This window comes from Halanaerobium kushneri (genome assembly GCF_900156285.1).
Taxonomy (GTDB): Bacteria; Bacillota; Halanaerobiia; order Halanaerobiales; family Halanaerobiaceae; genus Halanaerobium; species Halanaerobium kushneri.
The window spans coordinates 41,590-67,713 of record NZ_FTNC01000006.1 but is presented as its reverse complement, the minus strand read 5'-3'; the positions used below and the strand labels follow the sequence as shown (position 1 = coordinate 67,713).

Below are 26,124 nucleotides of genomic sequence, written 5' to 3'. Positions count from 1 at the left end.
AATAAGTAGAGGCAGTCTTAACTGTCTCTGCAAAAATAAATCTAAATTAGTTTCGCTGTAAAATTATAAGGAGGTCAATTAATAATGTTAAACACAACAATTGTAGATGTTTATGCTCGCGAGATTTTAGATTCACGTGGTAACCCAACTGTAGAGGTAGAAGTAGTACTGGAAGATGGCGTAATGGGTAGAGCTGCTGTTCCATCCGGAGCTTCAACTGGTGAATACGAAGCTGTGGAATTAAGAGATGGTGGCGACCGTTACCTAGGTAAAGGTGTTTTAGATGCTATTGAAAACGTAAATGAAATAATTGCACCTGAGCTAATCGGTTATGATGTAAGAGAGCAGATTGATATTGATAACTTAATGCGCGAATTAGATGGTACTGACAACAAAGGTAAATTAGGAGCTAATGCTATTTTAGGTGTATCAATGGCAGTTGCTAAAGCAGCAGCAGAAGCTACAGGTACTTTCCTTTATAACTATATTGGGGGAATGAATGCTAAAACTTTACCTGTGCCAATGATGAACATTTTAAATGGTGGAGAACATGCTGACAACAATGTGGACCTGCAGGAGTTTATGATCATGCCTGTTGGTGCAGTAAGCTTCCGCGAAGCTCTACAGATGGGAGCAGAAGTTTATCATAATCTGAAAAAGGTACTGCAGGAAAAAGGTTTAGGTACCGGTGTTGGTGATGAAGGTGGATTTGCACCTGACTTAGGTTCCAACGAAGAAGCTCTCCAGGTGATTGTAGAGGCTATTGAAGCTGCCGGTTATGAAGCAGGAGAAGACTTCTACCTTGCTATTGATGCAGCAGCATCTGAAATTTATAAAGATGGTAAGTATGTACTTGCTGGAGAAGGTGTAGAAAAAACTTCTGAAGAAATGGTAGATTTCTATGCTGAATTAATTGATAAATATCCAATTATCTCACTGGAAGATGGTCTTGACGAAGATGACTGGGACGGTTGGGCTCAGTTAACAGAGCGTTTAGGTGACCGTCTGCAGATTGTTGGAGATGATCTCTTTGTAACTAATGTAGAAAGATTAGAGAGAGGTATTGAAGAAGATAGTGCTAACTCAATCTTGATTAAGGTTAATCAGATTGGTTCCTTAACTGAGACTTTAGATACTATTAAGATGGCTACAAGAGCAGGATTTACTTCTGTTGTATCTCACCGCTCTGGTGAAACAGAAGATGTAACAATTGCTGACCTTGTAGTTGCAATGAATACTGGCCAGATTAAAACTGGTGCTCCTGCCCGTTCAGAAAGAGTTGCTAAGTATAACCAGCTGCTAAGAATTGAAGAAAGCCTGGGCGATGCAGCTCAGTATGCAGGTAAAGAAGCATTCTTTAATCTGAAGTAAAATTTATTAAATTAAATAGTGTAAGTAATATAAAGGGCCGAGTAGGGTTTATTCTCTACTTGGTCTTTTTTTATTTATAAAGAAAAAAATAAAAGTAAAAAAGCAGCTAAAACAAAGTTTATTAAAAAAATCACTTGACAAAATTTAAAAATAAGATTATACTAACAGTGTACCAGTTAACTAGTGCACTATTTAATAATATATTATTTTGAAATTTCAAGCTATGAATTCTTAAAACCTAACTTTTGATAGGTGGAATGGGCTATATAATATTATATTATTAAAAAAAAAGAATAAATCAGCTGCAGACTAATTTTTTTAATTTTTGTAGTCTTATTTACTTGATTTTATTACTCAGATTCAATATAATATACTCTATACTGACCGGTTAGTCGAGAGGGGGATAATATGGCTAAAGACACAAGAGATGAAATACTAAAAGCGGCACTTAACTTATTTTCAATAAATAATTATCATGCTACCTCAATGTCCATGATAGCCAAAGAAGCAGGTCTGAGTAAGGGAACTCTTTACTGGCATTTTGACAGCAAGGAAGATTTATTTAGAGAATTAGTTTTAGTTGGTTTAGAATATTTTCATGAAAAGTATCAGGAAATCCAGAATAGTGATTCAAATGCAGAGGAAAAGTTATTCCAAATAGTTGATTTTAGTATTAGTATGCTGGCGGATAATATTAAAATGGCAAATATTTTGAAAAATAATATTCAGTTGATCAGCAGTGAATTTCAGAAAAAAATGATTGAAAGACATAAATCAGCCTTAAATGCTATTAAACTTGTAATTGAACAGGGGATTAAAGAAGGAAGTATGCAAACTAATGATCCTCACAACACCGCAGTGATGATTATGGTATTAATTTTCAATTCTCATCCTCAGGAATTATTTTACAATTTTGAAAGTAGAGAAAAAGATGTGGAATTTATTTATAATTTTATTATGCAGGGAATCTCCAGGGAGGTTAAAAATGAAGAAAACTAAGTATATCATTTTGATTTTATTATTCTGTCTATTAACTGCTTCATTTAACGTGGCTGCAGCTGAAGAAACAGAAATCACTCTGACACAAGCAGTAAAGATTTTAATGGAAAACAACAGACAGCTGATTAACAGCCGTCAGAATATAGAAAAGGCCCAAAAAGATGTTGAGCTGAGCGGAAGAGGCTATTATCCAACAGCCAATCTGCAGACCTCCTATACCAAGCTGGAATCAGGTCAGCAGACTATTGATTTTCAGCAATTATCTGATCCAAGTTATAATTTTTTCCAAGATGGATTTCCAATGACTGAAACTCCAGATCAGAATTACAGCACTTCCCTATCACTTTCGCAGCCACTTTATCTGGGAGGCAGAGTGCGGATTGGAAAAGATATTTCTAAACTGGGGCTTGAGATGAGCAAAATTGAATATCAAAAACAGCTGGATCAGAGTATTTTCAATCTTGTTCAGGCCTACTATGGTGTCCTACAGGCTCAGGGCATGGTTGAGATTAGAGAAAATGCCCTGGAAGTAGTAAATGAACATTTAAGAATTGTAAAAGTTAATAATGAAGCAGGAATGAGTTTGAGACAGGATTTGCTGCAGACTCAAATTGAGCAGCGCAAAGCAGAAGAAGATTTAATTGCTGCTGAAAATCAGCTGCAGATTGCTAAAAAGAGGCTGGCCCAGTTGCTTGGTGACAGCAGTGTTATGTATCAGGTTTCCACACCACAAAAAAATCCGGAGCCGGCAACTGAACTGGATAAATTAATCAACCTTGCTTTAGAAAATAGAGCTGAATTAAAGTCACTATCCGTAAATCAAAAAATGCTGGAGAAGCAGAAAGATCTGGAAGGTAATCCTTATCGACCTCAGATTTCTTTAAATGGTTCATATAGCTGGCAGGGATCAGAATTAGAATTTAGTGATGGCAGCTGGAATGTAACGGTTGCAGGTTCAATTTCTTTATATGATGGTGGTAAGGCTAATTTAAATGAAGAAAAAAAGAAAATAGAAGTAAATAATCTTGATAATTCAACAAAAGATCTAAAAGAATCTATCAGAATTGAAATTGAAGATACTCTGCTGTCACTGCAGCATTCAGAAGAAATGATTAAGTTGGAGAAATTATCTTTAGAAAACGCAGAAGAAAACTTAGAACTGACAAATAAGAGCTATCAGGCTGGAATTAACACCAATATAGATGTTATAAATGCCCAGACTTCTTATAAACAGGCCCAGATTGCTTTGCTGCAGGCTGAATATGATTATGAAAAAAATCTATATAAATTATTTTACAATACTGGTAGAATTAAAGAACTATTTAAGGATGTGATATAAATGAGAAAAACAATTATAATACTTTTATTATTAATTTTCCTCTCCTTTAATGTTATGGCACAATCTCCGGTAGAAGTTACTACTCCTGAGAGAACCGGGATTTCAGTTAGAGATACAATTACAGGTAATTTTTCTGCTTTCAAAAAAGTAAATATACCTGCTGAAATAGGTGGGATTGTAGATCAAATTACAGTAAGTGTGGGAGATGATGTTAGTCAGGATCAAAAATTATTACAGTTAAACCAGGATAAACTAAATATTCAAATCAAACAGGCAGAGGCTGCTTTAGATGCTGCTAGAGCAAATTATCAGCAGCTTAAAAATGGAGCCAGCCAGGAAGAAATTAATAGAGCCCAGGCTTCTTATGATCAGGCTCAGGCTTCTCTGGAGGGGGCCAAGTCGAATTTAGAATTAATGAAAGAAATATATGAAGACAAAATTAGTTTAAAGCAGCAGCTTACATCTGCCGAGAGTCAGCTGGCAAATGCAGAACAGCAGTTAGCAAGTGCTCGCGAAAGATATAATCAGGCAGAAATTAATTTTGAACAGGCTGAACGAGAATATGAGAGAATGCAGTATTTATATGAAGAAAAAGTCATAACTGAAAAGCAGTTTGAAGGTGCCGAAAGTCAGTATAAAAATGCTAAATCTTCATTAAACACTGCTCAGATAGGTTTAGAACAGGCTAAAATTGGATATAATACTGCCCAACAGAGTTATAAATTAACAGAACAGACTTTTAATAATCCGACTCAGTTAAAACAGCAGCTGGAAAATGCTCGCAGTCAGGTTAAGTCTGCCCAGGCAGGTCTGGCAGTTGCTGAAGCAAATTTGGAACAGGTTAAAAAGGGAGCTACTCAAGAGCAGTTAAATGCGAGCCTGGCCCAGGTAAAACAGGCAGAAGCAGGTCTGGAGCAGGCTAAGCTCAGCCTGGAAAATTCTATAGTTAAAAGCCCAATTAAGGGAGTAGTCTCAGCAGTTAGAACAGAAGCTGGAGAAATTATTTCTCCAGGACAGCCGATAGTTACTGTTATTGATATTGATCAGCTTTATCTGGAAGTTTCAGTTACAGCAGCTACAATGAGCAGATTACAGGAGGGAGATCAGGTTAGAATTATTCCTGAAGCAATTAAAAATGAAGAGCTAACTGCAAAAATTGATACAATTAGTCCCGAAGCAGATCCGGCAAGTAAAAATTTCCCGGTAAAAATGCTCGTTGATAATTCAGCTCATCAAATAAAGCCAGGAATGTTTGCAGATGCAGTTTTTAGTGTGCAGTCTGCCGAAAATACACTGGTTGTTCCAATTTCAACGATAGTTGGTTTTGACTCAACAGAACCTCATGTTTATATTGTTGAAGACAATAAAGCTGTAAAAAAAGCAGTTAAGATTGGAATCGTGTCAGATAATTTAGTTGAACTAGTCTCCGGTGTAGAAGAAAATGATCAAATAATCCTTAAAGGTCAGAATAGACTAAGTGATGGAGAAGAAGTTGAGGTGATTAACTAATGAAAATCTCAAATTTTTCCATCTCCAGGCGGATTACAACGGCAATGTTAGTTTTACTGGTCGTATTAATCGGAATAATTTCTTTTAGCCGATTAAAAGTCGACCTTTATCCTGATGTCACTTTTCCTGGTGCAGCAATAGTAACAACTTATTCCGGTGTTGGTCCCGAAGAAATTGAAAACCTGATAACTAAACCTATTGAAAGTTCGGTTTCTACAGTAACTGGAGTTAAATCTGTTTCTTCGACTTCAGATACCGGACAGTCGACTATAGTAGTTGAATTTGAATGGGGAACAGATATGGATTTTGCTGTTTTAGATTTAAGACAGCAGATTGACTTAATTAGTAGTTTTTTGCCTGATGAGGCTGATGACACGCTTATCTTTAAATTTGACCCGGCGATGTTTCCAATTTTAAGTTATGGAATTACTGGCGAACAGAATCTGGCAGATTTAAAAAGCGAAGTAGAAGACAATATAGCTCCACGTCTGGAAAGATTACCGGGAGTTGCCCAGGTTAATCTGGAAGGAGGTTTAACCAGAGAGATTATGATTTCTCTGGCAGGAGATAAACTGTATAATTATGGTATTGATTTTTCTACTGTCAACGGTATTTTAGCTCAGGAGAATGTTAATGTTTCTGCTGGTGAAATTCAGCGCGGTGATCGTAATCTCTTAATTAGAACCATGGGTAAATTTGATTCTCTGGATGATATTAGAAATATTAATATCCCAACTGGAAATGGTTCAACAGTAAAGCTGTCTGATTTAGGTACAGTACGTGATACTTATGCAGATAGAAATACAATTTCTAGGGTTAATGGTGATTCCAGTATTGGTCTTTCCATTCAAAAGCAGACTGATGCCAATACTGTTCAGACTGCTAATGCAGTTAAAGATGAAATTGAGAAAATAAAAAATGAGTATGATGATTTAAATATTATAACTGCTATGGATCAGTCAGATTTTATTCAAAAAGCTATTGAAAGTGTGCAGAGAAATGCTCTGGTCGGTGGACTTTTAGCAGTATTAATTTTATTTATCTTCTTAAGAAATATTAGAAGTACAATTGTTATTGCGACAGCAATTCCGGTTTCTATTATAGCTACCTTTGTATTAATGTATTTTGCTGATTTAAATATTAATATTATTTCTCTTGGTGGCCTGGCATTAGGTGTTGGAATGCTGGTGGATAATGCTATTGTGGTGCTGGAAAATATTTATCGTTATCGAAGTATGGGAGTCGGTAAGATAGAGGCTGCTAAAGAAGGTAGTTCAGAAGTGGGAATGGCAATTACAGCCTCAACTCTGACTACAATAGTTGTTTTTCTGCCGGTGTTTTTTGTGCAGGGCCTTGCTGCTAGATTATTTAAAGAACTGGCTTTAACAGTTAGTTTTTCTTTATTTGCTTCTCTGGCTGTAGCTTTAACTTTAATTCCCATGCTTTCTTCAACCTTTTTGAAGGTAAGTCAGAAAGATTTAGATAGAGAGAGTAAACAGGGCTTTATTACTCGAAATTATAAAAGAATGCTTGGGTTTTCCTTAAATCACCGCTGGATAATTGTTTTGATTCTGGTTGTTTTACTGGCGGGAAGTATTGCTTTAGTGCCTACCATTGGAACTGAGTTCTTACCGGCTTCTGACCAGGGGATGTTTACAATTAATTATGATCTACCGGCCAGTACTGTTCTGGCTGAAAGTGATAATGTAGCTCAATATATAGAAGATGTACTTGCTTCCATTCCGGAAGTAAAAACTGTTTTCAGTCGAGTTGGTTCTGCAGATATGATGGGAACTTCTACCAGTAGTGATTCGGGAACTATAATTGTTTTAATGAAAGAACTTGATCAGAGAACTAGAAGTACTGATCAAATAATGGAAGAAGTAAGACAGCGTCTATCTTTACCTGATGTAAACTTTCAGCTTTCTACTCAGTCCGGTTTTGGTGGCCCGGGTGGAGGCAAACCAATTAATATAAAATTAAAGGGTAATGATTTTGAAGTTCTGAAAGAATATACTACTAAAGCAAGACTGGAAATGGAAAATATCGATGGATTGAGAGATGTAAGTGATAGTTTTGAAGAGGGAAGACCCGAATTAAGGATACAGCTCAATAGATCTCTGGCCAGTCAGTTTGGTTTAAATGCCAGGCAGGTTGCTAATACTGTCAGAACAGCTGTTAGTGGTAGTGTAACTACCCGTTACGAAGTAGCTGGAGATGAATATGATATCAGGGTTCAATTACAGGAAAGTGATTTAAATACTGTTTCCCAGCTTTCTAATCTAAATATTATAGCTCCGGGTGGAGTTCAGGTGCCATTAAAGAGATTTGCTGATTTAGAGGTGGAAACAGGACCGAATCAAATACTGCGTATAGACCAGGAAAGGTATGCAGAAATAAATTCTGATTTGTACAATATTGATCTGGGAACAGCAGTTGAGAGAATTCAAAATAGACTGGCTGAAAATATTGAACTGCCAGATGGTTACGAATTCAGTTATGAAGGACAGTTCCAGGATTTGCAGAGTTCATTTAGAAGTTTAGCTTTTGCTTTTATTCTGGCTGTAGTTCTGGTTTACATGGTAATGGCTTCACAATTTGAATCGTTAATCCATCCATTTATTATCATGTTTACTGTACCTCTTGCTGTAATTGGTGTAATACTGGGTATCTTTATAACAAATAGTACTTTATCTGTAGCATCTTTAATTGGATTAATAACTCTTGCCGGTATTGTTGTAAATAATGCGATTGTAATGGTCGATTATATAAATCATTTGAGACGAGAAAAACAGGAAAAGAATGCAGCGATTCTTGAAGCTGCTTCAGTAAGACTAAGACCAATTATGATGACAGCTCTGACAACAATTCTGGGTCTGATTCCACTTGCCCTTGGTCGTGGTGATGGAGGAGAACTGGCTCAGCCAATTGCTGTTGTAGTTATCAGTGGTTTAACATTTGCCACTTTCTTAACTTTATTTATAATACCAATTTTCTATTCTCTATTAACATCATTTAGAGAGATTATACTTGCAAAAATTAAGGGTGTTGATCGTTCAGAATTGGAAGGAAAAATTTAATAGATAGATAATCAATTAAGGAGACATCTTAAAATAATTGGATAATAAAGTTTGATTATTCAAAAGATGTCTTCTTAATTTTTTCTCAGAGCTTCGGAAACTGTTTTCCGGGGTTTGAAAGGGATTTTTTCTCATTCAGGTTATTGTATTTTCATCATTAATATGTTAAAATTAAAGCTGTGTTGAATTATGGATATCTAGCAATATTTTACTTAACTACTGGAGGTGAGATTTAGATGTTTGTACTTAAGATTTTACACTTTATTATAGCAATTGGAGTAATTGTTGGTGTTTTACTGCAGTCAGGAAAAAGTGCCGGTTTATCTGGAGCAATTGATGGTGGTGCTACAACTTTTTTTGGTAAGTCAGGAAAGAAGATGGAAGACAAAATAAGTAAGGCAACAACTGTAGCAGCAGTATTATTTATGCTTAATTCTCTAATTCTTGCTATATTTTAAACTTCATAATTAAGTAATAATAAGTTAATGATAAAGCAAATATTATTAATAATAATCATCTAATATTCAATCAGGGAAAATAGTAAATTTTTAAAATGAAATAAAAACCAGATAAGATGCTATGAAAAAATTAGCAGATAAAAAATTAATAAGGAGGTTGGTGCATGAATTTTTATACACCGCTGGCGGGAATAATCGCATTAGCTTTTGCTTTTATTCTTGCTGGAAAAGTAAAAAAGGAAAGTATGGGAACAGATAGAATGGCTGAACTGTCAGATGCAATCAATGAAGGGGCTATGGCTTTTTTAGGTCGTGAATACAAGATGTTAGCAGTATTTGTTGCTGTAGTAGCAGTTGTAATGACAGTAGTACCCAGTCTTGGCTGGCAGTACGCGGTATCCTTTATTTTAGGAGCATTATTCTCTGCTCTGGCTGGATTTATCGGGATGCAAATTGCTACCCAATCAAATGCTAGAACAACCAATGCTGCCCGGACAGGTTTGAATGCAGCTTTAAAAGTTGCTTTTTCCGGAGGAACAGTAATGGGAATGTCTGTTGTAGGTTTAGGTACTCTGGGGCTTGGAATTTTATATATGTTCTTTTCTCATAATGTACAATTTATTAGAGGTTTTGCTTTTGGAGCCAGTTCTATTGCCCTCTTTGCCCGTGTTGGTGGAGGTATTTATACTAAAGCAGCTGATGTTGGTGCTGATTTAGTTGGTAAAGTAGAAGCTGGAATTCCAGAAGATGATCCCCGTAATCCTGCTGTTATTGCTGATAATGTTGGTGATAATGTTGGTGATGTTGCAGGTATGGGAGCAGACTTATTCGAATCATATGTTGGTTCAATAGTAGCTGCTATGACTTTAGGAGCTGCTCTGAGTGTAGATCATGTTTTATTACCAATGTTAATTGCAGCTTTAGGTATTGTAGCTGCTATTATTGGTACTCGTTTTGTCAGAGCTAAAGAAGGTGGCAACCCTGCTAAAGCTTTGGAAAGGGGAACTTTAAGTGCTGCCGGAATTACAATTGTTGGTGCTTACTTTTTGGTAACAGCACTGACTGGAGAAGTTGGAATTTTTATAGCAATTATCGCCGGTTTAATTGCAGGTACTTTAATTGGTAGAATTACAGAGTATTATACTTCTGAACACTATGGGCCTGTAAAACATATTGCCCGTCAGTCACAGACTGGTACAGCAACTAACATAATCAGTGGTCTGTCTGTAGGAATGAGAAGTACAGCTCTTCCAATTTTAGTTATTGCAGTAGCTATTTATTTAGCTTATAATTTTGCCGGTCTGTATGGTATTGCAATGGCAGCAGTTGGTATGCTTTCTACTACAGGAATTACACTTTCTGTTGATGCCTATGGCCCTATTGCTGATAATGCAGGAGGTATTGCCGAAATGGCAGAATTAGATTCTTCAGTTAGAGATATTACTGATAAACTGGACTCTGTTGGTAATACAACAGCTGCTATGGGTAAGGGATTTGCAATTGGTTCTGCTGCTTTAACAGCTCTTTCACTATTTGCAGCTTTCTCACAGGCAGTTGGCCTGGATTCAATTTCTCTAACTAATCCGCAGGTTATCATTGGTCTCTTTATTGGAGCCATGTTACCATTTTTATTCTCAGCGATTACTATGGAGGCTGTAGGTAAGGCTGCTGGAGAGATGATCGAAGAAGTAAGAAGACAATTTAAAGAAATGCCAGGTATAATGGAAGGAACTCAAAAACCTGATCACCGGAAATGTGTTGATATTTCTACAACAGCTGCTTTAAAAGAAATGATTTTACCAGGATTATTAGCAGTAGTTGTTCCAGTAATTATTGGACTCTGGAATGTGCAGGCACTTGGTGGTCTTTTAGGTGGTGCTCTTTCTTCCGGTGTTCTTCTGGCTATTATGATGGCTAACTCCGGTGGTGCCTGGGATAATGCTAAAAAATATATTGAATCAGGAGCTTTTGGTGGCAAAGGGACAGAAACTCATGCTGCTTCGGTTGTTGGTGATACAGTTGGTGATCCATTTAAGGATACATCCGGTCCATCCTTAAATATTTTAATCAAATTAATGACCATTGTTTCACTTGTATTTGCTCCTTTATTCATGTAAAATTAATATAGTAGTAAAGGATTTAATCACCCTCCTTGTAGTTAATACTACTGGGAGGGTTTTTTAATTAGAAAGGTAGTGATTTAATGCCGGAAGTAGAGGATGAAATGTGCTTTGCCTGTGGTGAGGAAAATCCAATTTCTCTGGCTCTTAAATTTGAAAAAATTGAAGAAAACAAAGTTAAAGCTGAATTTATACCTGGAGAATATCACCAGGGATATAAGGGGATTATTCATGGAGGTATAACAGCTACTTTACTGGATGAGGCAATGGCACATGTACTTGGTTTTAAAGGAATTAAGGCTTATACTGCTGAATTAAATATTCGGTACAGAAAAGCAATTGAGATTGGAAAAAAGTTAGAAATTATTGGTGAATATAAAAGTTCTAAAAAGTCATCTATTGCAAATGTTTATTATGCCCGGGCAGAAATTATTGATAATAATGGAAACTTAAAAGCTGAAGCCAGAGCCAAATTTATTGAGGCCTGAGGATAATCTTAATTATTAACGAAAACTTGCAAACAATTAAATCATATTTAGGGGAGGATACTAATGCAGAGAGAAGAAGCACTTAAATTAATGAAAGAAAATATTAAACAGAAGAATTTGCGTAAACATTGTCTGGCAGTGGAAGCAGTAATGGCTGAGCTTGCTGATTATTTTGATAAAGATCAGGATAAATGGCGGCTGGCAGGGCTGCTGCATGATATTGATTACGAAGATACTGCAGATGAGCCCGAAAAGCACAGTCAGCTTGGTGCAGAAATGCTGGCAGATATGGGAATGGAAGCAAAAATAGTGGAGGCTGTTAGAGCTCACAATGGAATGCATCAACTTCCCAGAAAAACATTGATGGCAAAGGCTTTATATGCAGCTGATCCATTAACCGGTTTAATTGTTGCTTCGGCATTGATCCATCCTGAAAAAAGTCTAAATGCACTGGATATAGATTTTGTTTTAAATCGTTATGGAGACAACTCTTTTGCCAAGGGAGCTGATCGGGATGTAATTGCTTCCTGTAAGGAGATGGATTTAGAATTAAAAGAATTTATTGAACTGTCTCTAGCAGCTATGCAGAATGTTTCTGATGATTTAGGACTTTAATTTTAAATAAATTTTAGCTCAGAATCACCAAAAGATTGGGGATGATTATTAATGAGTGCCAGAAGTGAATTATTGAGACGCTTAAGAGAAGATGTGCATCGTCCATTAAGTAAGGACGAAATTTTTGAGGAGTTTGAGATAGCAAAGGATCAGCAGCAGATGTTTTCAGATCTACTGCAGGATTTAATTAAGTCAGGACAGATTTTTAAAAACTCACAGGGATTATATGGAGTTCCTGAAAAATTTAATTTAATCGGTGGGAGAATAGAGAAAACAGCATCTGGAAATGCATTTTTAATACCTGATGACCCAGAAAAAGATGATATCTATATTGCTTCAGCAAATATGAACGGTGCAATGCACAATGATAAAGTTTTTGTGAGACCTGTCCATTCTGATAGAGGTAAAAGTCAGGCAGGAGAAGTTGCAGAAATTATAGAACGTGTTAACAAAAAGATAGTTGGTAATTTAGAGAAATATAAAAATTATGGATTTTTGATTCCGGATAATAATAGAATTTGTAATGATGTATTTATTCCACCTGAAGCTTTAAATAAGGCGGAAAATGGTCAAAAAGTGGTTGCTAAAATAACCCGCTGGCCGGAAAAAAATAGAAATCCTGAAGGCGAAATTATTGAAATTCTTGGAGATAAGGATGATCCAGGTGTAGATATTGAGGCAATAATACGTCAGCTTGATCTACCGGGAGAATTTCCGGATAAAGTTTTAACTCAGATTAAAAATATTCCGGATGAAGTTAGTGAGGCAAGAGTAAAAAAGGATGACGAACGAAAAGATTTAAGAGATTTAAAACTGGTTACAATTGATGGAGCAGATGCAAAAGATTTAGATGATGCAGTTTCGATAGAAAAACTCGATAGTGAAGTTTATCGACTGGGAGTTCATATTGCTGATGTAAGTCATTATGTTACCGAAGATAGTCCGCTTGATAGTGAAGCTTATTCGAGGGCTACAAGTATTTATCTGGTTGATCGGGTGATTCCAATGCTGCCCGAAAAACTTTCGAATGGTATTTGCAGCTTAAATCCTCGTGTTGATCGTTTCACTATGACTGTATTTATTGACTACAGGCTGCAGGGAAAAAATGGAATTGAGATTATAGATCATGATATTACTAAATCTGTGATAAATTCCAATCACCGGCTGACCTATGATGCAGTACAAAATATTTTAGAGGACAAAGAAAGTCAGGAGAGACAGCAATACAGTGATTTTGTTGAAGAGCTGGAAATGATGAATGAATTAAGAAGAAGACTGAGGCGCCATCGCTTTGAGGAAGGAAGCATGGATTTTAATTTTACAGAAGTTAAGGTAGAACTTGATGAAGAAGGACATCCAATTGATTTAAAGAAAAGACGTCACCGGGAAGCAGAGCAGTTAATTGAAGAATTTATGATTGCTGCTAATAGAATTGTAGCTGCTGAAATGTCCTGGCGAGATATGCCGTTTATTTATCGAGTTCATGAAGAACCGGATCTTGATCGAATGCAGCAGTTTAATGAATTTATTCATAACTTTGGCTACAGTCTTAAAGGAGTTAAAAATGGAGTCCATCCCCGAGCACTGCAGGAAATTTTAGAAGATGTTAGGGGTACTAAGGAAGAAAAAATTATTGAAACAGTAATGCTTCGTTCACTTAAGAAAGCTGTTTATTCTGATAAAAACATAGGGCATTTTGGACTTGGAATTAGTCATTACAGTCATTTTACTTCTCCCATTAGGCGATATCCTGATCTAACAGCTCATCGAATCATTAAGGAAACAATCACTGAAGGATATTTAAGTGAAGAACGTCAGGATGAGCTGGATAGTGAGCTGCCTAAAATTGCAGACCACTGCTCCTTACAGGAGAGAAGGGCAATGGACGCGGAAAGAGATTCAGTTGATCTTAAAAAGATTGAATTTATGGAAGATAAAATTGGTGATGAATTCGAAGGTATTATCAGTGGAATAACAGGTTTTGGGATTTTTGTTGAACTGGAGAATACTGTTGAGGGCCTGGTTCATATAAAAAATCTGCGTGATGATTATTATCATTATGATGAAGAAAAATACCATTTAATTGGTGAGAGAACCAAAAAGATTTATCGGATTGGGGACCAGGTAAAAATAAAGGTCACAAAAGTTAATAGAGATGAGAGGCAGTTGGATTTCGAACTGCTTGAGAAATTAGATTAAGCTATAATAGCTGAAATAAACGAATAAGGATGTGATAGTCATGGCTAAAAACAAGGATAAAGACATAGAAATTATCTCCAGAAATAAGAAAGCCAGACATGATTTTTATATAGAGGAAACTTATGAAGCAGGAATCAAACTAAAAGGAACAGAGATTAAATCCATTAGAAATCATCGGGTGAATTTAAAAGATAGTTTTGCTCTAGTTGAAGAGGGGGAAGTCTATCTGCATAATATGCATATCAGTCCCTATAAAGAAGGAAATCGTTATAATCATGAACCGGAAAGAAAAAGAAAACTTCTGCTTCACAAAAATGAAATCAGAAAGCTAATCGGATATACAACTCAGAAAGGTTATACCCTGGTACCTCTTACTCTTTATCTAAAGAAAAATCTATGTAAAGTTGAACTTGCAGTGGCTAAAGGTAAGCAGCAGCATGATAAAAGAAGAGATATTGCTAAGAGAACTGCTCAGAGAGAGATGGAAAAAGCTTTTAGACGTCAGCAAAAAGGAGATTATTAACTCTTAAATGTTAATTTTTTTTACTATTTTGCTTTTAGGATGATCTTGGAATATGATATAAATTTGACATTTCCTGACCTTTGAGTTATAATAATTATGCTGAAAAGAAACAGCTATCCAGGGGGTGTTCTGGCTTCGCCTGGATGGTGAATCCTTTAGAAGCGGGTCGAGGAGTTCCTTTCACTCGTAAAACACTGGGAACTATAAAATTATCTGCAAACGATAATAATTACGCTTTAGCTGCCGCGTAGGCAGTTAACGCCTGAGCGGGTCCTGTCTGTGGAGTCGCCTCAGGTGCCATAAAAAGCAGACTAACCTTCTTCTGATGTCTGTAAGAAGAAGGGACATTTAACAGGCTGGCAGTAAGTAATCCTGTTCAGTGGAGTGCTTACTGTGAGATTAAAAGCTGAACTACGCTCGTAGAAACTACTGGGTGAGCCATTCAGTACGTGGGTTCGACTCCCACCACCTCCACCAAATAATAACTAAATTTAATATTTTTGATTCAAGAACCTGATTATATAAGGGTTCTTTTTTGTTTTATATAGAAGGAAATAAGGCTCAAATGTTTAATATATATACTAGTAGAAGAAATGAGGTGTCCTTATGACCGGGACAAAAATCAAAAAATATATTTTAGATAATAGAGATGATCTAATAAATAAAATTATGGATGAGCAGGAGTTTTTGTTACCTCAAGAAATGAACAGGTATAATTCAAATATGATGGAGAAAGTTAGAAGTGATACCTCTTCTAATTTAAATTATCTGGCTCAAGCTTTAGCTGTTGGTGAAAAAAACATTTTTGTTAATTACTACAGCTGGCTTTATACGGTTTTAAAAGAGCGGGGGATTGGAATTGAAGTTCTTAAGAAACACCTAAAGGCAATAAAAAATGTTTTATATTCTGAATTTACGCAAAAAGATTTTAATTTAATTAAAAATTATTTAAATTCTGCTGAGAAGGAGATTCAAAATCCTGAGAATCATTATCAATCTTTCATCAATGAAAATAATTATTTGCAGGAAAAAGCAAAAATTTATCTTAATTTTATAATTAATATGGAAAGAGAAAGAGCAGTTAAACTAATTCTTGATTTGGTTGATCAGGGAACTGCAGTAGACGATATTTATTTAAATATTTTTCAACAAGTACAGTATGAAATTGGACGTCTCTGGCAGCTAAATCAGATAAGTATAGCTCAGGAACATTATGCGACTTCTGTAACTCAGCTGGCAATGGCACAATTATATCCTAAAATTTTTTCTTCCTATAAGAAAGGGAAAAAAGTTTTAACTGGCTGTATTGGAGATGAGTTACATGAGCTGGGAGTTAGAATGGTAGCCGATCTTTTAGAATTAGCCGGTTGGGATACAATTCATCTTGGTTCAAACACTCCTCCTGCTGAAATTTTAAAGCTGCTAGTAGAAAAAGAAATTGATTTACTTGCTATTTCGCTCACTCTGCCAGATAAGTTGGAGTTAGCACAGGATTTAATAACTAAAATTAATGAAAATACTAAATTGTCAGGTTTAAAAATTATTGTTGGTGGAAGAGTGTTTTTAGAAAACAACAATTTGTGGCAAAAAATTGGAGCAGATGCTTTTGCCGCTGATGCAAAAGAAGCAGTAAAGGTGGCTGATTCGTTATTATGATAAGTAAAAACCAGCAGAATTTAGGTTTTATTATAAAAATTGATCAGGACAGTCAGGTTCAGGAAGTCCTTTTCAATTCTTTAAATAACTCGCTAAATTTAGAAAATGAAAATTTCAGCAGATATGTAGACCAGGGTAGTCTTAAAAAATATTTTTCTCTTTTAAAGGAAGTTAAAAAGAAAGAGGTTGTTTTTGGCAGAGAAATTAATCTTAAACTGGGCGAAAAATCAGAATCATATATTTTGATAGTTTTAAATAATCTTGACAGCAGTAGTATTTTAATTGCTGCCAATCAATCTGAAGGGATTATTAAATATTATGAAGAATTAATGCGGATCAATAATAATTATGTAAATAATTTGAGACGAAATTTAAAGGAAAAGATTGATCAGGGAATGCTTTTATCTGAAGATCAAATTTATAATGAAATGAGCAGGTTAAATAATGAATTAGTAAATCTTCAGCGCAAACTAAACAAACAAAATCTGCTTTTAAAAGCAGAAAAAGAAAAATATCGTGTTACACTTGCTAGCATAGCAGAAGGAGTGATAACTGCTGATCAGGATGACCTTATTGTTTATTTAAATTCGAAAGCTGAAGATATGCTTGGCTGGACACTTTCCCAAGCAAAAGGAAAAGAGTGTACAGATATTTTCAAGATATTTATTGAAGATAATAATGAACAGGATTTAGATATAACTGCAGCTGAAGTTAAAAAAGCAGAAGAAATGGACAAGGCTGAAGAAAATCAGGACAGTCTTTCTATTATTTTTATTGATGTTAATGATCTTAAGCTGGTTAATGATAATTTTGGTCATCAGGAAGGAGATGAACTGCTGCAAAAAATTAGCGATATTTTACAGCACTCTCTTCGGAGAAATGATAGAGTAGTCAGACTGGGTGGAGATGAATTTTTACTTGTTTTACCTCATAGTAATCAAATAGAGGCTGAAAAGATTTGGCTGCGAATTAGAAAAGAATTTAGGCGAGCTACAGAAGCTAATAAAAAAGACTATAAAATTTCCGCCAGTCATGGAGCAGCTGAATACAGTCCTGATTATCAAAAAGATTTAGAACAACTGATAAATGAAGCTGATAATGCTATGTATAAGGAAAAGCAAAAGATTAAATCAGCTGAAAACATACGATAAATAGATAAACTTAAATTAAAAGGAGGAAAGATAATGCAGGAAATTGGTCTGGGAACAATGCTCTTAAATAATAGTATTGAAAATTACCTTCTGGCTTTATTATTCTTATCTGCAGTTTATTTTATAATAAGAATATTTGATAAAGTATTACTGGGGAAAATGGATTTGTTTGTAGAAAAGTTTTCTCACTCTTTTTCAGTCTTATTAAAAAAAATAATAAAAAAACGTATTTATCCATTATTGTATTTGCTGGCACTTTTCTTAGCTTTTAATGAGTTGAAAACCAGCAGCCAGATTGATAATTTTATTAATTTAATTCTTATGATTTTATCAGTTATTTTTATAGTTCTTTCTGTTCTGGATATAATTACTTACAGTCTTAAAAAATACTGGTCTAAAAAACATCGAAGTGAGGAACAGCAGAAAGTTTTGAGTATTACACTCTTTATTATCAAGACTGTTGTCTGGATAATTGCTTTCTTATTTATTTTGGACAATTTAAATATCCAGATTACTGGCCTAATCACTGGGCTTGGAATTGGTGGTATTGCAATAGCTTTTGCAGCTCAAAATGTTTTAACTGATCTTTTTAATTATTTTACAATTTTTTTTGATAAACCATTTGATATAGGTGATTTTATTATTATAGGAGACTATAAAGGCACAATAGAGCATATAGGAGTTAAAACTACCAGAATTAGAAGTCTGAGTGGTGAACAACTTATTATTTCCAATACAGACCTTGTCAATTCTAGAATTAACAACTATAAGCGGATGAGGCAGAGAAGAATTAATTTTAGTTTTGGGGTGACTTATGATACTCCTCTGGAAAAGCTAAAAAAAGTGACGGGTATAGTAGAAGATATAATTAAATCAATTGATAAGACAGAATTTGATCGAGCTCATTTTGCAGAATATGCTGACTCCAGTCTGCTTTTTCAGGTTGTATATTATGTTACAGATAGTGATTATAAATTATATATGGACATTCAGCAGCAGATAAATTTTAAACTAAAAGAAAATTTTGAGGAGTTGGGAGTTAGTTTTGCTTTTCCAACTCAGACTATTCACTTTGCTTCATCAGAGTTAATAAATAAAAAATCTGAAAAAGTTGTAGGTATAAATAAAGAAGATCAAAATAATTTTAATAAAGATAAAATAAATTGAAATAAGGAGTTAAAAAGATGTTAATTGCAAGTTGTGAAATCAAATTATATTTACCAGGCGCAGCAAACTTAAAAGATAAGCGGCGAATAATAAAAAGCCTGCTGCAGAAAAGCAAAAACAAATTTAATCTTTCTGCAGCAGAGGTAGATGCCCAGGATTATATCCAGACTGCTGTACTGGGAGTTGCACTGGTAGGAAGTGATTATCAGTATTTGCAGAGTGTCATGGACAAATATCTTGACTTTGTTGAATCTTTTCCCGAATTTCTACTTACAGACTTCGAAGTGACAATCAGCTGAAAGCTCTTCTTTATTAATTAAAGAAGCAGCTTCCCGGTCAAGCAAAACTGTGATCTGGGGGTGAGTCTGTAGTAGTGATGCTGGAACCTGAGTGGATATTTTTCCACTTACAGTTCGTTTTATTGCCTCTGCTTTACTTTTACCACTGGCCAGCAAAATTATTCTATCAGCTTTTAAAATAGTAGCCATACCCATTGAAATTGCTTTTTTAGGAACTTCATCTTTGCTGTCAAAATAGCGGCTGTTTGCTTCGATTGTTTCTTCAGTTAGATCTACTACTTCAGTTGCGACATTTAAATTTTCTGCAGGTTCGTTAAAACCAATATGGCCATTAGAACCTATTCCCAGAATCTGTAGATCAATACCCCGGGCATTTTTAATTGATTCTTCGTAATTTCTGCACTCCTCAGCAAAATCTTCTGCACTTCCATCAGGGATATGGATATTTTCTTTTTTAATATTAATGTCATTGAAAAAATTATCATTCATATAATAATGATAACTGTTAGGATGGTCTGCTTCCAGTCCACAGTATTCGTCCAGATTAAAACTTTGTACTTCTTTAAAATCAACTTCATCTTCTCTATACATTTCAATTAGTTTATCATACATTGCCAGGGGGGTACCACCAGTTGCCAGTCCCAGATTGCTGTCGGGTTTTAAAGTGATTTGACTTGCAACCATTAGAGCAGCCTTTTTGCTCATAGCATGATAATCTTTTTCTACAATAATTCTCATTTTTACACATCCTTTTAAAAATTTAGTCTAGATCAAAAGTGAATTTAAATTTATAATTATCGTTACGATAATAGGCAGAAGTATATTCAATAATGTCATCAGTTTCATTTTTACTGAATTGTTCAAAATATAGCCCCAGCATACCTTCCTTAACCTGCATCTTATCTGCAATACTGGAATCAAAAATAACTGCTTCAACTTCTGCTTCAGCATTGCTCAGCTGAATATTATATTTGTCTTTTATTATTTTAAACAAGGAGCTATTTTCCAGTTCATTCTTTTTTAGATCTTTAAAATTATGAGCAGCTAAATAGGTGTTTTCCAGTAAAAAAGGCTTATTTTCAATTAATCTTAATCTTTCCAGTTTGAAAAGTTCTGTTTTAGAGTCTAAATTCATTTTTTTAGCAGCTTGTTTATCTCTAATTTTATTAAAAGCAAGAATCTTAGTGGTGTAACTGAGTCCCTTTTTTTCCATTTCTTTGGTAAAGCTTAAAAGTGGAGAGATGCTGTAACTCTGCTGATAGTCTGTGACAAAGGTACCACTTCCCTGTTTTCTAATTAAATAGCCGTTGTCTACCAGAATATCAACTGCTTTTTTAACAGTCATGCGGCTAATATTGTGATATTCAGCCAGTTCTCTTTCTGAGGGCAGTCTTTCTCCAACTTCAAATTCTTTATTTTTAACAGCATTTAAAATACTTTCTTTAAGCTGGTAATAAAGCGGAAGAGGACTGTTTTTATTAATTTCCTGCATAAACCTGCCTCCTTTTAAGGAATATACAACATGTGGTCTATACCAATTATACGATAAAAAATTATTATCTGCAAGTTAAAAACAGATAATAATTTTTAAATAGTTGATTTTAAAATTTAAAGATAATCCCGATCAGTGCAGAAACAGTTATGTAAATAATAGGATGTTTTTTAAATTTTCGAACTGCAGTAAAGACAATTAGCAGTAAAAGTAAAGATTTATAGTCAAAAAAATTAATTAACTTTTTATTTAACTGCAGATATTGGAGGTTTAAAATTCCACCCTGAGCCAGTTCAAAAGCTGCTGAAGCAATTAAACCAGCGACTGCAGGTCTAATTCCACTAAATGCTGATTCAACAAGGGGATGCTGATTAAATTTCTTAAAATAATGAGCAATAATAGTAATAATAATAATTGAAGGAGCTGCCAGTCCTGCTGTTGCAATAATTCCACCCGGGATACCTCCAGTATTAAAACCAATAAAAGTTGCGGTATTAATTCCAATGGCACCGGGAGTTGATTCGGAAATTGCAATCATATTTAAAAGTTCTTTGGAAGTCATCCAACTGTATTTTGTAATTAAATCCTGCAGAAAGGGCAGAGCTGCCAGTCCGCCTCCAAGGGCAAAAAGACCAACTTTAAAAAATTCCAGGAATAATCTTAGATAGACCATTATTTATCACTTCCCTGATCTTTATTTTGATAATCGTAATAGGCAGTCTCCAGATTACCTCTGAGATATTGAATTATAATACCGGCTGCTGCTGAGCCAAGAATAACAAAAACTGGGGATATCTTAAAAATTACCAGCAATAAAAAAGCTATTAAAAATATAAGCAGACTGGCTCTGGTTTTATCAGATTTTTGCCACATTTTGATTACTATATCAATTATTAAAGCAACTACAGCAATTTGAATAGCAGCAAATGCATGCTGAAAAAGATCAATTTGCTGAAAACGCTTAAAAAATGAAGCAATAAGCGTTATAATAATAAGCGAGGGCATAATAAAACCGGTAGTAGCTGCCAGTGCTCCTTTAATACCCTTAAGGCTGTAACCGGTCATGGTAGCCGTATTAACAGCTATAATACCCGGAGTGCTCTGGCCGATTGCATAATAATTATAGATATCTTTTTCGGTAATCCAGTTTAAATTATCAACCAGTTCCCGTTTGATTATTGGCAGCATGGCATAACCACCACCAAAGGTGAAAGATCCAATTTTAAAAAAAATCAAAAAGATTTTGAGTAATTTTTTCACGATTTATTCAACCTCCGGCTAATATTATAACATAATAAGAAAAAATTGGCGAAATTATATTCTTATTATGTTATTTAAAGGCGGAATAAAAAGGATAATAAAATTTTTTAGAGAATAAATATATATAGCCTTGCATTTAAGATTATATTTTTGAGGTGAAAGGAGGTTTTTCTTATGGCAGAAATCGTAGGAATTGTTGTTATAGTATGGGCTATCGTTTACTTTTTTGATAGAATGGCTCCATAAGAAAAAATTGGAGGGAGAAATGTATTTATTTCTCCCTTCTTTCCATGATTAGTCAGACATAAATTTTAAATTAGTAGAGGAGTAATAATGCCTAATTTTAAAGAAGATATCAAGATTATATTTTTACTAATTAAGAAAGATATAAAAGAATCACTGAAAAATAGAACTGCTTTAATGATTATCATGCTACCTCTTTTTGCATCACTGATGTTTTCTCTTGTTAGTTCTCAGCAGTTGGTGCGAAATTTCGAACTTGCAGTAAGTGGACCTGAAAGCGAAGAACTGGTATCATTTATTAACAGTAATTTTAAAAACTTTAAAATTGAAAAATATCCCAATATTAAGGCTGGTAAAGAGGCTACAGCGGCAGGATCTATTGATGCAGCTATAAATTATGATCCTGATCCAGAAAATATTGAAGACCGTTATCAGATATATTTAGATAGTAGAGATACAATTAATTTTTTTATTTTGAAAGAAAATATTTCTCAGTTATTATCAAGTTATCATAATCTAAATAGTGGTCCCCAATTTAACTTTAATTCTGCTTCAGAAGTAAAAGTTAGCAGTTCAATTTTACCAGTCTGGTTAACAGTTACAATTACAATGATTGGTTTAATGTTAATATCTGCTTCTTTATCGGAAGAAAAGGATAATAAAACTCTGGCCGCTTTACTGGTCACAAAAGCAAATATTTACCAGGTGATAATAGCCAAAAGTTTATTCGCCTGGATTTTAGTTTTAATAACTTCCACTTTGATGGGAGCTTTAAATGGAGTTTTAGTAATTGGGTTTAATAGATTATTATCTGCCTTTATTATTATTTCAGCTGCTTCATTTGTTTTTAGTGGTCTGGGATTAATTATTAGTCTTTTCAGTAAATCACAGTCTTCTTCGAGGTCAATTTCGACAGTTATCTATTTTCCAATTATTTTTCCTGCTCTTGTTGCTGATGTTTCTCCCTTAACACAGAGATTAGCATTATTTTTTCCAACTCATTATTTATATCAGGCTTTAGATAAAGTTCTGGTTTATGAGGGAGGCAATAGAAATCTGTCTTTAGAGTTAGCAGTTTTAATTTTATTTGCATTGATTTTTTATTTAATAATCCTTATTTATACTAGAAAGGCTGATTCTCTTGTTGAATAAAAATAATTTTTTGTTAGCAGTTATTTCTATTATTATTTTAATAAATCCAGTAGTTCAGGCTGAGGGATTCGAAAATCCGCAGGCTTTTACAGAATATATTTATAATAGTTATTCAGAAAGGGATTTTTCTGAGGTCTATAATAATTTTGCTGCAGAATTAAAAAGGATATTACCCGAAAATAAATATACAGAATTTCAACAGCAGAATTTTGAAAAATATCAATTGAAATATACAGAAATTAAAGTTTCTGCTGCCAAAGAAATAGATTTTAAGACAATTAAAGATAAATTTGATTATGCTGATGATTTTGGCAGTTATTATCAGCTTCAGGTTAGTTATTTATTAAAATTCAAACATTTTGGCAGTCGGGAAGAAAAGTCTGAGAAGAAGGTTTATATTAGAAAAATAAATGATGACTTCCAAATTTTCTGGGATTATAAAAATGCTTTGAATAATGATGAAGCAGCAGAACCGGCTGATAAAAATGAATAATCCAATTATTGAGATAAGAAATTTAGAAAAAAATTTTTCAGGTTTTAAAGCTTTAAAAGGTATTAATCTTCAAATTGATAGGGGAGAGATTATTGGGCTGCTAGGGCCTAATGGCGCCGGAAAAACAACCACCCTTAAGATATTAACCGGGCTTTTAAGTGCTGATCAGGGAAGTATAAAAATAATGGGATCATCTGTCAACAAAAAACTTCCGGGCTGGTTAAAGGCAAAAATCGGAGTTGTATTTGAAGAAAGCAATTTATATCTGAGACTTAATGCTATTGACAATCTTAAGTTATTTGCCGGAATAAATAATGTTAGCAAAGCTAGAATTGCTGAACTTTTGTCTGAATATAAGCTGCAGGATGCTGCTAAAAAAGAAGTTAGAAACTTTTCTAAGGGAATGAAAAAAAGGCTGATGATCTGCAGAGCACTGCTTGCTGAGCCAGAAATCTTAATTTTAGATGAAGCTACCGGAGGGCTTGATCCAATTTCGGCAGAAATTATTCGTAAAAAAGTTCTGAGCTTAAAAGAAGAAGGAAAAACTGTAATTTTGAGTACCCATTATCTGGAAGAAGCAGATCGGCTCTGTGATAGAGTGGCTTTTATTAATCAGGGAAAAGTACTGGCAGTTAACAGACCTTCAGCATTTAAAAATAAGCTTCAGGAAAAGTATCTGGAACTCAAATTTTTAATTGATCCAGATCTTGACTTAAAAGAAATCAAGAAGTTTTTAGAAGGTGTTTTGGCTGCTAAAGATGATTACAGTCTGCAGTCTGGAGTTTTGAATTTGAAGTTGAATTTTGACCAGCAGCTTTTTAATAAGGCAGAGAGAGTAGCTGCAAAATTTAAACTGCTCGATCTAAAGAAGGTTGAAGCAGATCTGCAGCAGGTTTTTAATAATTTTAATAATTAATTCTCGGAGGAGATAGGATGCAGAAGCTTGCACCTGATTTTGATTTTTTATTTAATAATTTAAATAAAATTGCCTATATTTTTAAAGATCCAACTCACTTTGGTTCTGTAAATCAGAAAATGGCTGATTTTTGTTCCTGTAAAGTTTCAGAACTGGAGGGGAAATCTGTATCTGTTATTTTGGATCAAAAAGAGATTGAAACAGTTAAAAGATTTAATCAAAATATTTTTAACGAAGGTCTGCGGAAAAAGGCTGAAATGGAAATTGAGATAAATAAAAAGCTTCACACAATTGAAGTAGATACAATACCTCATCATAATAATCAGGGCAAAGTTGATTATTTACTCTGCCTGGCTGAAGATATTACTGCAGAGCTGGAAAAAGAGAAAAGATTTTATAGAAACAAAAAACGATACAGAAGTATTTTTAAAAAAGCACCACTCGCTTTTGTTGTTTCTGATAGAGAAACAAACATTATTGATTGGAATGATAAGGCTGAAGACATTTTTGGCTGGAAAAAAGAAGAGGTTATTAATAAAAATTTTAATTTAATTGTAGCCGAAGATTCTTATTCTGAAATAACAGAGGTTATTGAAAATGTCTTTGAAGGGAAAAAGAGTTACAACATTAATAAAAATATAGCTAAAGATGGCAGTGAACTTTACTGTGAATGGAATACTGCCTTAATAAGAGATAAAAACGATAAAATACTGGAAATTATTTCGATTGCTCAAGATATTAGTGAGAAGATAGAAACAAAAAGAAGAATTGAAAATCAGAAAGAAGAATTAAAATATAGTGAGCTGAGAACTCAATTTTTTGCAAATATTTCGCATGAATTGAAGACTCCTCTAAATTTGATTTTCTCCAGTCTGCAGCTTTTAGATTATAAACTTAAAAATACTAATTTTGAACAGATAAATCATTTTGATAAATATCTGGCTTCAATTCGAAATAATGGATTTAGACTGTTGAGACTTGTAAATAACCTTATTGATATAACTAAAATCGATGTTAATACTTTTCAGCTTCATCGGGCCAATTTTGATGTTATAGAATTAATCAGATCGGTTGTAACAAGTACTAGAGACTATCTGGAAGCCAAAAATAGAAATTTTAGATTTGAAAGCAGTCTGGATTCGGAAGTAATAGCCTGTGACCCGTTTAATATTGAGAGAGTGATTTTGAATTTGATTTCAAATGCTGTAAAATTTACAGCAGAGGGAGACGAAATTTTATTAAGAATTGAAAAAGAAAAAGAGTGGATTAAAATTTCTTTAAGAGATACTGGAATTGGTATTAAAAAGGAAAATCAGGATATTATATTTGAACAGTTTAGACAGGTGGATCAGAGTTTTAATAAAAAAAGAGAGGGTAGTGGGATTGGTTTATCTCTAGTTAAGTCAATTGTGGAGATGCATGGAGGAAAAATAGAACTGGACAGTATTTACGGTGTTTACAGCAGATTTAGTGTTTATTTACCTGCAGAAACCATTGATGAGCGAACTCTGGCTGCAGAAAGTTATTCTGCAGACAGTCTATTAAATAAGGTAGAGTTAGAATTTAGTGATATTAATTATATTTAAAAGTAAGG

The 26,124-nt window shown here is 34.2% G+C and carries 23 protein-coding genes and 1 other RNA gene; 20 read left to right on the top strand and 4 right to left on the bottom strand.

Features of this window, described 5'->3' with window-relative positions:
- Window positions 1-84 precede the first annotated feature (84 nt).
- From eno to BW929_RS05530, 16 genes are all read left to right on the top strand, one after another.
- On the top strand, window positions 85-1,371 hold the full coding sequence (gene eno / locus BW929_RS05605) for a phosphopyruvate hydratase (RefSeq protein WP_076544392.1): 1,287 nt from the start codon (window positions 85-87) through the stop codon (window positions 1,369-1,371).
- Between the two features lie 408 nt (window positions 1,372-1,779).
- On the top strand, window positions 1,780-2,370 hold the full coding sequence (locus BW929_RS05600; protein ID WP_076544391.1) for a TetR/AcrR family transcriptional regulator: 591 nt from the start codon (window positions 1,780-1,782) through the stop codon (window positions 2,368-2,370).
- Window positions 2,357-3,709 (top strand): TolC family protein, encoded by a 1,353-nt coding sequence (locus tag BW929_RS05595; protein ID WP_076544390.1) that lies wholly within the window; start codon window positions 2,357-2,359, stop codon window positions 3,707-3,709. Before BW929_RS05600 ends, BW929_RS05595 begins: the two co-directional genes overlap by 14 nt.
- Entirely contained in the window at window positions 3,710-5,218 is a 1,509-nt protein-coding gene (locus BW929_RS05590; protein ID WP_076544389.1) for an efflux RND transporter periplasmic adaptor subunit, read from the top strand.
- On the top strand, window positions 5,218-8,298 hold the full coding sequence (locus BW929_RS05585; protein WP_076544388.1) for an efflux RND transporter permease subunit: 3,081 nt from the start codon (window positions 5,218-5,220) through the stop codon (window positions 8,296-8,298). The genes BW929_RS05590 and BW929_RS05585 overlap by 1 nt, the downstream gene beginning before the upstream one ends.
- 236 nt (window positions 8,299-8,534) lie before the next feature.
- Window positions 8,535-8,756, top strand: coding sequence for a preprotein translocase subunit SecG (secG, locus tag BW929_RS05580; RefSeq protein ID WP_076544387.1), 222 nt, complete (start codon window positions 8,535-8,537; stop codon window positions 8,754-8,756).
- Between the two features lie 164 nt (window positions 8,757-8,920).
- Complete coding sequence (locus BW929_RS05575) at window positions 8,921-10,873, top strand: sodium-translocating pyrophosphatase (RefSeq protein ID WP_076544386.1); 1,953 nt, start codon at window positions 8,921-8,923, stop codon at window positions 10,871-10,873.
- A gap of 86 nt (window positions 10,874-10,959) precedes the next feature.
- On the top strand, window positions 10,960-11,364 hold the full coding sequence (locus BW929_RS05570) for a PaaI family thioesterase (protein ID WP_076544385.1): 405 nt from the start codon (window positions 10,960-10,962) through the stop codon (window positions 11,362-11,364).
- A 63-nt stretch (window positions 11,365-11,427) separates the two neighbouring features.
- Window positions 11,428-11,979 carry an HDIG domain-containing metalloprotein gene (locus BW929_RS05565; protein ID WP_076544384.1) on the top strand — a complete coding sequence of 184 codons (552 nt, stop codon included), beginning with the start codon at window positions 11,428-11,430 and terminating at the stop codon, window positions 11,977-11,979.
- 51 nt (window positions 11,980-12,030) lie between these two features.
- A complete protein-coding gene (rnr, locus tag BW929_RS05560; protein WP_076544383.1) occupies window positions 12,031-14,178 on the top strand; it encodes a ribonuclease R in 2,148 nt (715 codons plus the stop codon).
- 40 nt (window positions 14,179-14,218) lie between these two features.
- Window positions 14,219-14,701: an SsrA-binding protein SmpB gene (gene smpB / locus BW929_RS05555; protein WP_076544382.1), complete on the top strand. Its 483-nt coding sequence runs from the start codon at window positions 14,219-14,221 to the stop codon at window positions 14,699-14,701.
- Window positions 14,702-14,821: 120 nt separating this feature from the next.
- Window positions 14,822-15,178, top strand: a transfer-messenger RNA (tmRNA) gene (ssrA, locus tag BW929_RS05550).
- A 129-nt stretch (window positions 15,179-15,307) separates the two neighbouring features.
- Entirely contained in the window at window positions 15,308-16,357 is a 1,050-nt protein-coding gene (locus BW929_RS05545; RefSeq protein ID WP_076544381.1) for a cobalamin B12-binding domain-containing protein, read from the top strand.
- Window positions 16,354-17,508, top strand: a complete 1,155-nt coding sequence (locus BW929_RS05540; RefSeq protein WP_076544380.1) for a GGDEF domain-containing protein — start codon at window positions 16,354-16,356, stop codon at window positions 17,506-17,508. The genes BW929_RS05545 and BW929_RS05540 overlap by 4 nt, the downstream gene beginning before the upstream one ends.
- A 33-nt stretch (window positions 17,509-17,541) precedes the next feature.
- Complete coding sequence (locus BW929_RS05535) at window positions 17,542-18,675, top strand: mechanosensitive ion channel family protein (RefSeq protein ID WP_076544379.1); 1,134 nt, start codon at window positions 17,542-17,544, stop codon at window positions 18,673-18,675.
- 17 nt (window positions 18,676-18,692) lie between these two features.
- Window positions 18,693-18,974 carry a DUF503 domain-containing protein gene (locus BW929_RS05530; RefSeq protein ID WP_076544378.1) on the top strand — a complete coding sequence of 94 codons (282 nt, stop codon included), beginning with the start codon at window positions 18,693-18,695 and terminating at the stop codon, window positions 18,972-18,974.
- On the opposite strand, the gene nagB is transcribed toward BW929_RS05530, so the two are convergent.
- The 4 genes from nagB to BW929_RS05510 all read right to left on the bottom strand — a co-directional run bounded on the left by nagB (window position 18,942) and on the right by BW929_RS05510 (window position 21,726).
- The gene (gene nagB, locus BW929_RS05525; protein WP_076544377.1) at window positions 18,942-19,712 is read right to left on the bottom strand and encodes a glucosamine-6-phosphate deaminase; all 771 of its coding nucleotides are present in this window, start codon (window positions 19,710-19,712) and stop codon (window positions 18,942-18,944) included. The two genes, BW929_RS05530 and nagB, sit on opposite strands and share 33 nt — an antisense overlap.
- 22 nt (window positions 19,713-19,734) lie before the next feature.
- Complete coding sequence (locus tag BW929_RS05520) at window positions 19,735-20,466, bottom strand: GntR family transcriptional regulator (protein ID WP_076544376.1); 732 nt, start codon at window positions 20,464-20,466, stop codon at window positions 19,735-19,737.
- 109 nt (window positions 20,467-20,575) lie between these two features.
- Window positions 20,576-21,139 carry a chromate transporter gene (locus BW929_RS05515; RefSeq protein WP_076544375.1) on the bottom strand — a complete coding sequence of 188 codons (564 nt, stop codon included), beginning with the start codon at window positions 21,137-21,139 and terminating at the stop codon, window positions 20,576-20,578.
- Window positions 21,139-21,726, bottom strand: coding sequence for a chromate transporter (locus BW929_RS05510; protein ID WP_076544374.1), 588 nt, complete (start codon window positions 21,724-21,726; stop codon window positions 21,139-21,141). The genes BW929_RS05515 and BW929_RS05510 overlap by 1 nt, the downstream gene beginning before the upstream one ends.
- Before the next feature lie 333 nt (window positions 21,727-22,059).
- On the opposite strand from BW929_RS05510, the gene BW929_RS05505 reads away from it, so the two are divergent.
- The 4 genes from BW929_RS05505 to BW929_RS05490 are packed head-to-tail and all read left to right on the top strand — an operon-like array spanning window position 22,060 to window position 26,116.
- Entirely contained in the window at window positions 22,060-23,121 is a 1,062-nt protein-coding gene (locus BW929_RS05505) for an ABC transporter permease (protein WP_076544373.1), read from the top strand.
- A complete protein-coding gene (locus tag BW929_RS05500; RefSeq protein WP_233493739.1) occupies window positions 23,114-23,614 on the top strand; it encodes a hypothetical protein in 501 nt (166 codons plus the stop codon). Before BW929_RS05505 ends, BW929_RS05500 begins: the two co-directional genes overlap by 8 nt.
- Window positions 23,607-24,530 (top strand): ABC transporter ATP-binding protein, encoded by a 924-nt coding sequence (locus tag BW929_RS05495; protein ID WP_076544371.1) that lies wholly within the window; start codon window positions 23,607-23,609, stop codon window positions 24,528-24,530. Before BW929_RS05500 ends, BW929_RS05495 begins: the two co-directional genes overlap by 8 nt.
- A 17-nt stretch (window positions 24,531-24,547) precedes the next feature.
- Window positions 24,548-26,116 (top strand): sensor histidine kinase, encoded by a 1,569-nt coding sequence (locus tag BW929_RS05490; RefSeq protein ID WP_076544370.1) that lies wholly within the window; start codon window positions 24,548-24,550, stop codon window positions 26,114-26,116.
- The last annotated feature ends 8 nt before the right edge of the window (window positions 26,117-26,124 follow it).

What these genes read in the sequence shown, in the direction of transcription:
- BW929_RS05585 (WP_076544388.1), top strand. Translation starts at nt 5,218, where the DNA reads ATGAAAATCTCAAATTTTTCCATCTCCAGGCGGATTACAACGGCAATG.
- BW929_RS05565 (WP_076544384.1), top strand. Translation starts at nt 11,428, where the DNA reads ATGCAGAGAGAAGAAGCACTTAAATTAATGAAAGAAAATATTAAACAG.
- BW929_RS05570 (WP_076544385.1), top strand. Translation starts at nt 10,960, where the DNA reads ATGCCGGAAGTAGAGGATGAAATGTGCTTTGCCTGTGGTGAGGAAAAT.
- BW929_RS05600 (WP_076544391.1), top strand. Translation starts at nt 1,780, where the DNA reads ATGGCTAAAGACACAAGAGATGAAATACTAAAAGCGGCACTTAACTTA.
- BW929_RS05495 (WP_076544371.1), top strand. Translation starts at nt 23,607, where the DNA reads ATGAATAATCCAATTATTGAGATAAGAAATTTAGAAAAAAATTTTTCA.
- BW929_RS05490 (WP_076544370.1), top strand. Translation starts at nt 24,548, where the DNA reads ATGCAGAAGCTTGCACCTGATTTTGATTTTTTATTTAATAATTTAAAT.
- BW929_RS05515 (WP_076544375.1), bottom strand. Translation starts at nt 21,139, where the DNA reads ATGGTCTATCTAAGATTATTCCTGGAATTTTTTAAAGTTGGTCTTTTT.
- BW929_RS05530 (WP_076544378.1), top strand. Translation starts at nt 18,693, where the DNA reads ATGTTAATTGCAAGTTGTGAAATCAAATTATATTTACCAGGCGCAGCA.
- nagB (WP_076544377.1), bottom strand. Translation starts at nt 19,712, where the DNA reads ATGAGAATTATTGTAGAAAAAGATTATCATGCTATGAGCAAAAAGGCT.
- BW929_RS05535 (WP_076544379.1), top strand. Translation starts at nt 17,542, where the DNA reads ATGCAGGAAATTGGTCTGGGAACAATGCTCTTAAATAATAGTATTGAA.
- rnr (WP_076544383.1), top strand. Translation starts at nt 12,031, where the DNA reads ATGAGTGCCAGAAGTGAATTATTGAGACGCTTAAGAGAAGATGTGCAT.
- BW929_RS05520 (WP_076544376.1), bottom strand. Translation starts at nt 20,466, where the DNA reads ATGCAGGAAATTAATAAAAACAGTCCTCTTCCGCTTTATTACCAGCTT.
- BW929_RS05595 (WP_076544390.1), top strand. Translation starts at nt 2,357, where the DNA reads ATGAAGAAAACTAAGTATATCATTTTGATTTTATTATTCTGTCTATTA.
- eno (WP_076544392.1), top strand. Translation starts at nt 85, where the DNA reads ATGTTAAACACAACAATTGTAGATGTTTATGCTCGCGAGATTTTAGAT.
- secG (WP_076544387.1), top strand. Translation starts at nt 8,535, where the DNA reads ATGTTTGTACTTAAGATTTTACACTTTATTATAGCAATTGGAGTAATT.
- BW929_RS05575 (WP_076544386.1), top strand. Translation starts at nt 8,921, where the DNA reads ATGAATTTTTATACACCGCTGGCGGGAATAATCGCATTAGCTTTTGCT.
- BW929_RS05590 (WP_076544389.1), top strand. Translation starts at nt 3,710, where the DNA reads ATGAGAAAAACAATTATAATACTTTTATTATTAATTTTCCTCTCCTTT.
- smpB (WP_076544382.1), top strand. Translation starts at nt 14,219, where the DNA reads ATGGCTAAAAACAAGGATAAAGACATAGAAATTATCTCCAGAAATAAG.
- BW929_RS05540 (WP_076544380.1), top strand. Translation starts at nt 16,354, where the DNA reads ATGATAAGTAAAAACCAGCAGAATTTAGGTTTTATTATAAAAATTGAT.
- BW929_RS05505 (WP_076544373.1), top strand. Translation starts at nt 22,060, where the DNA reads ATGCCTAATTTTAAAGAAGATATCAAGATTATATTTTTACTAATTAAG.
- BW929_RS05545 (WP_076544381.1), top strand. Translation starts at nt 15,308, where the DNA reads ATGACCGGGACAAAAATCAAAAAATATATTTTAGATAATAGAGATGAT.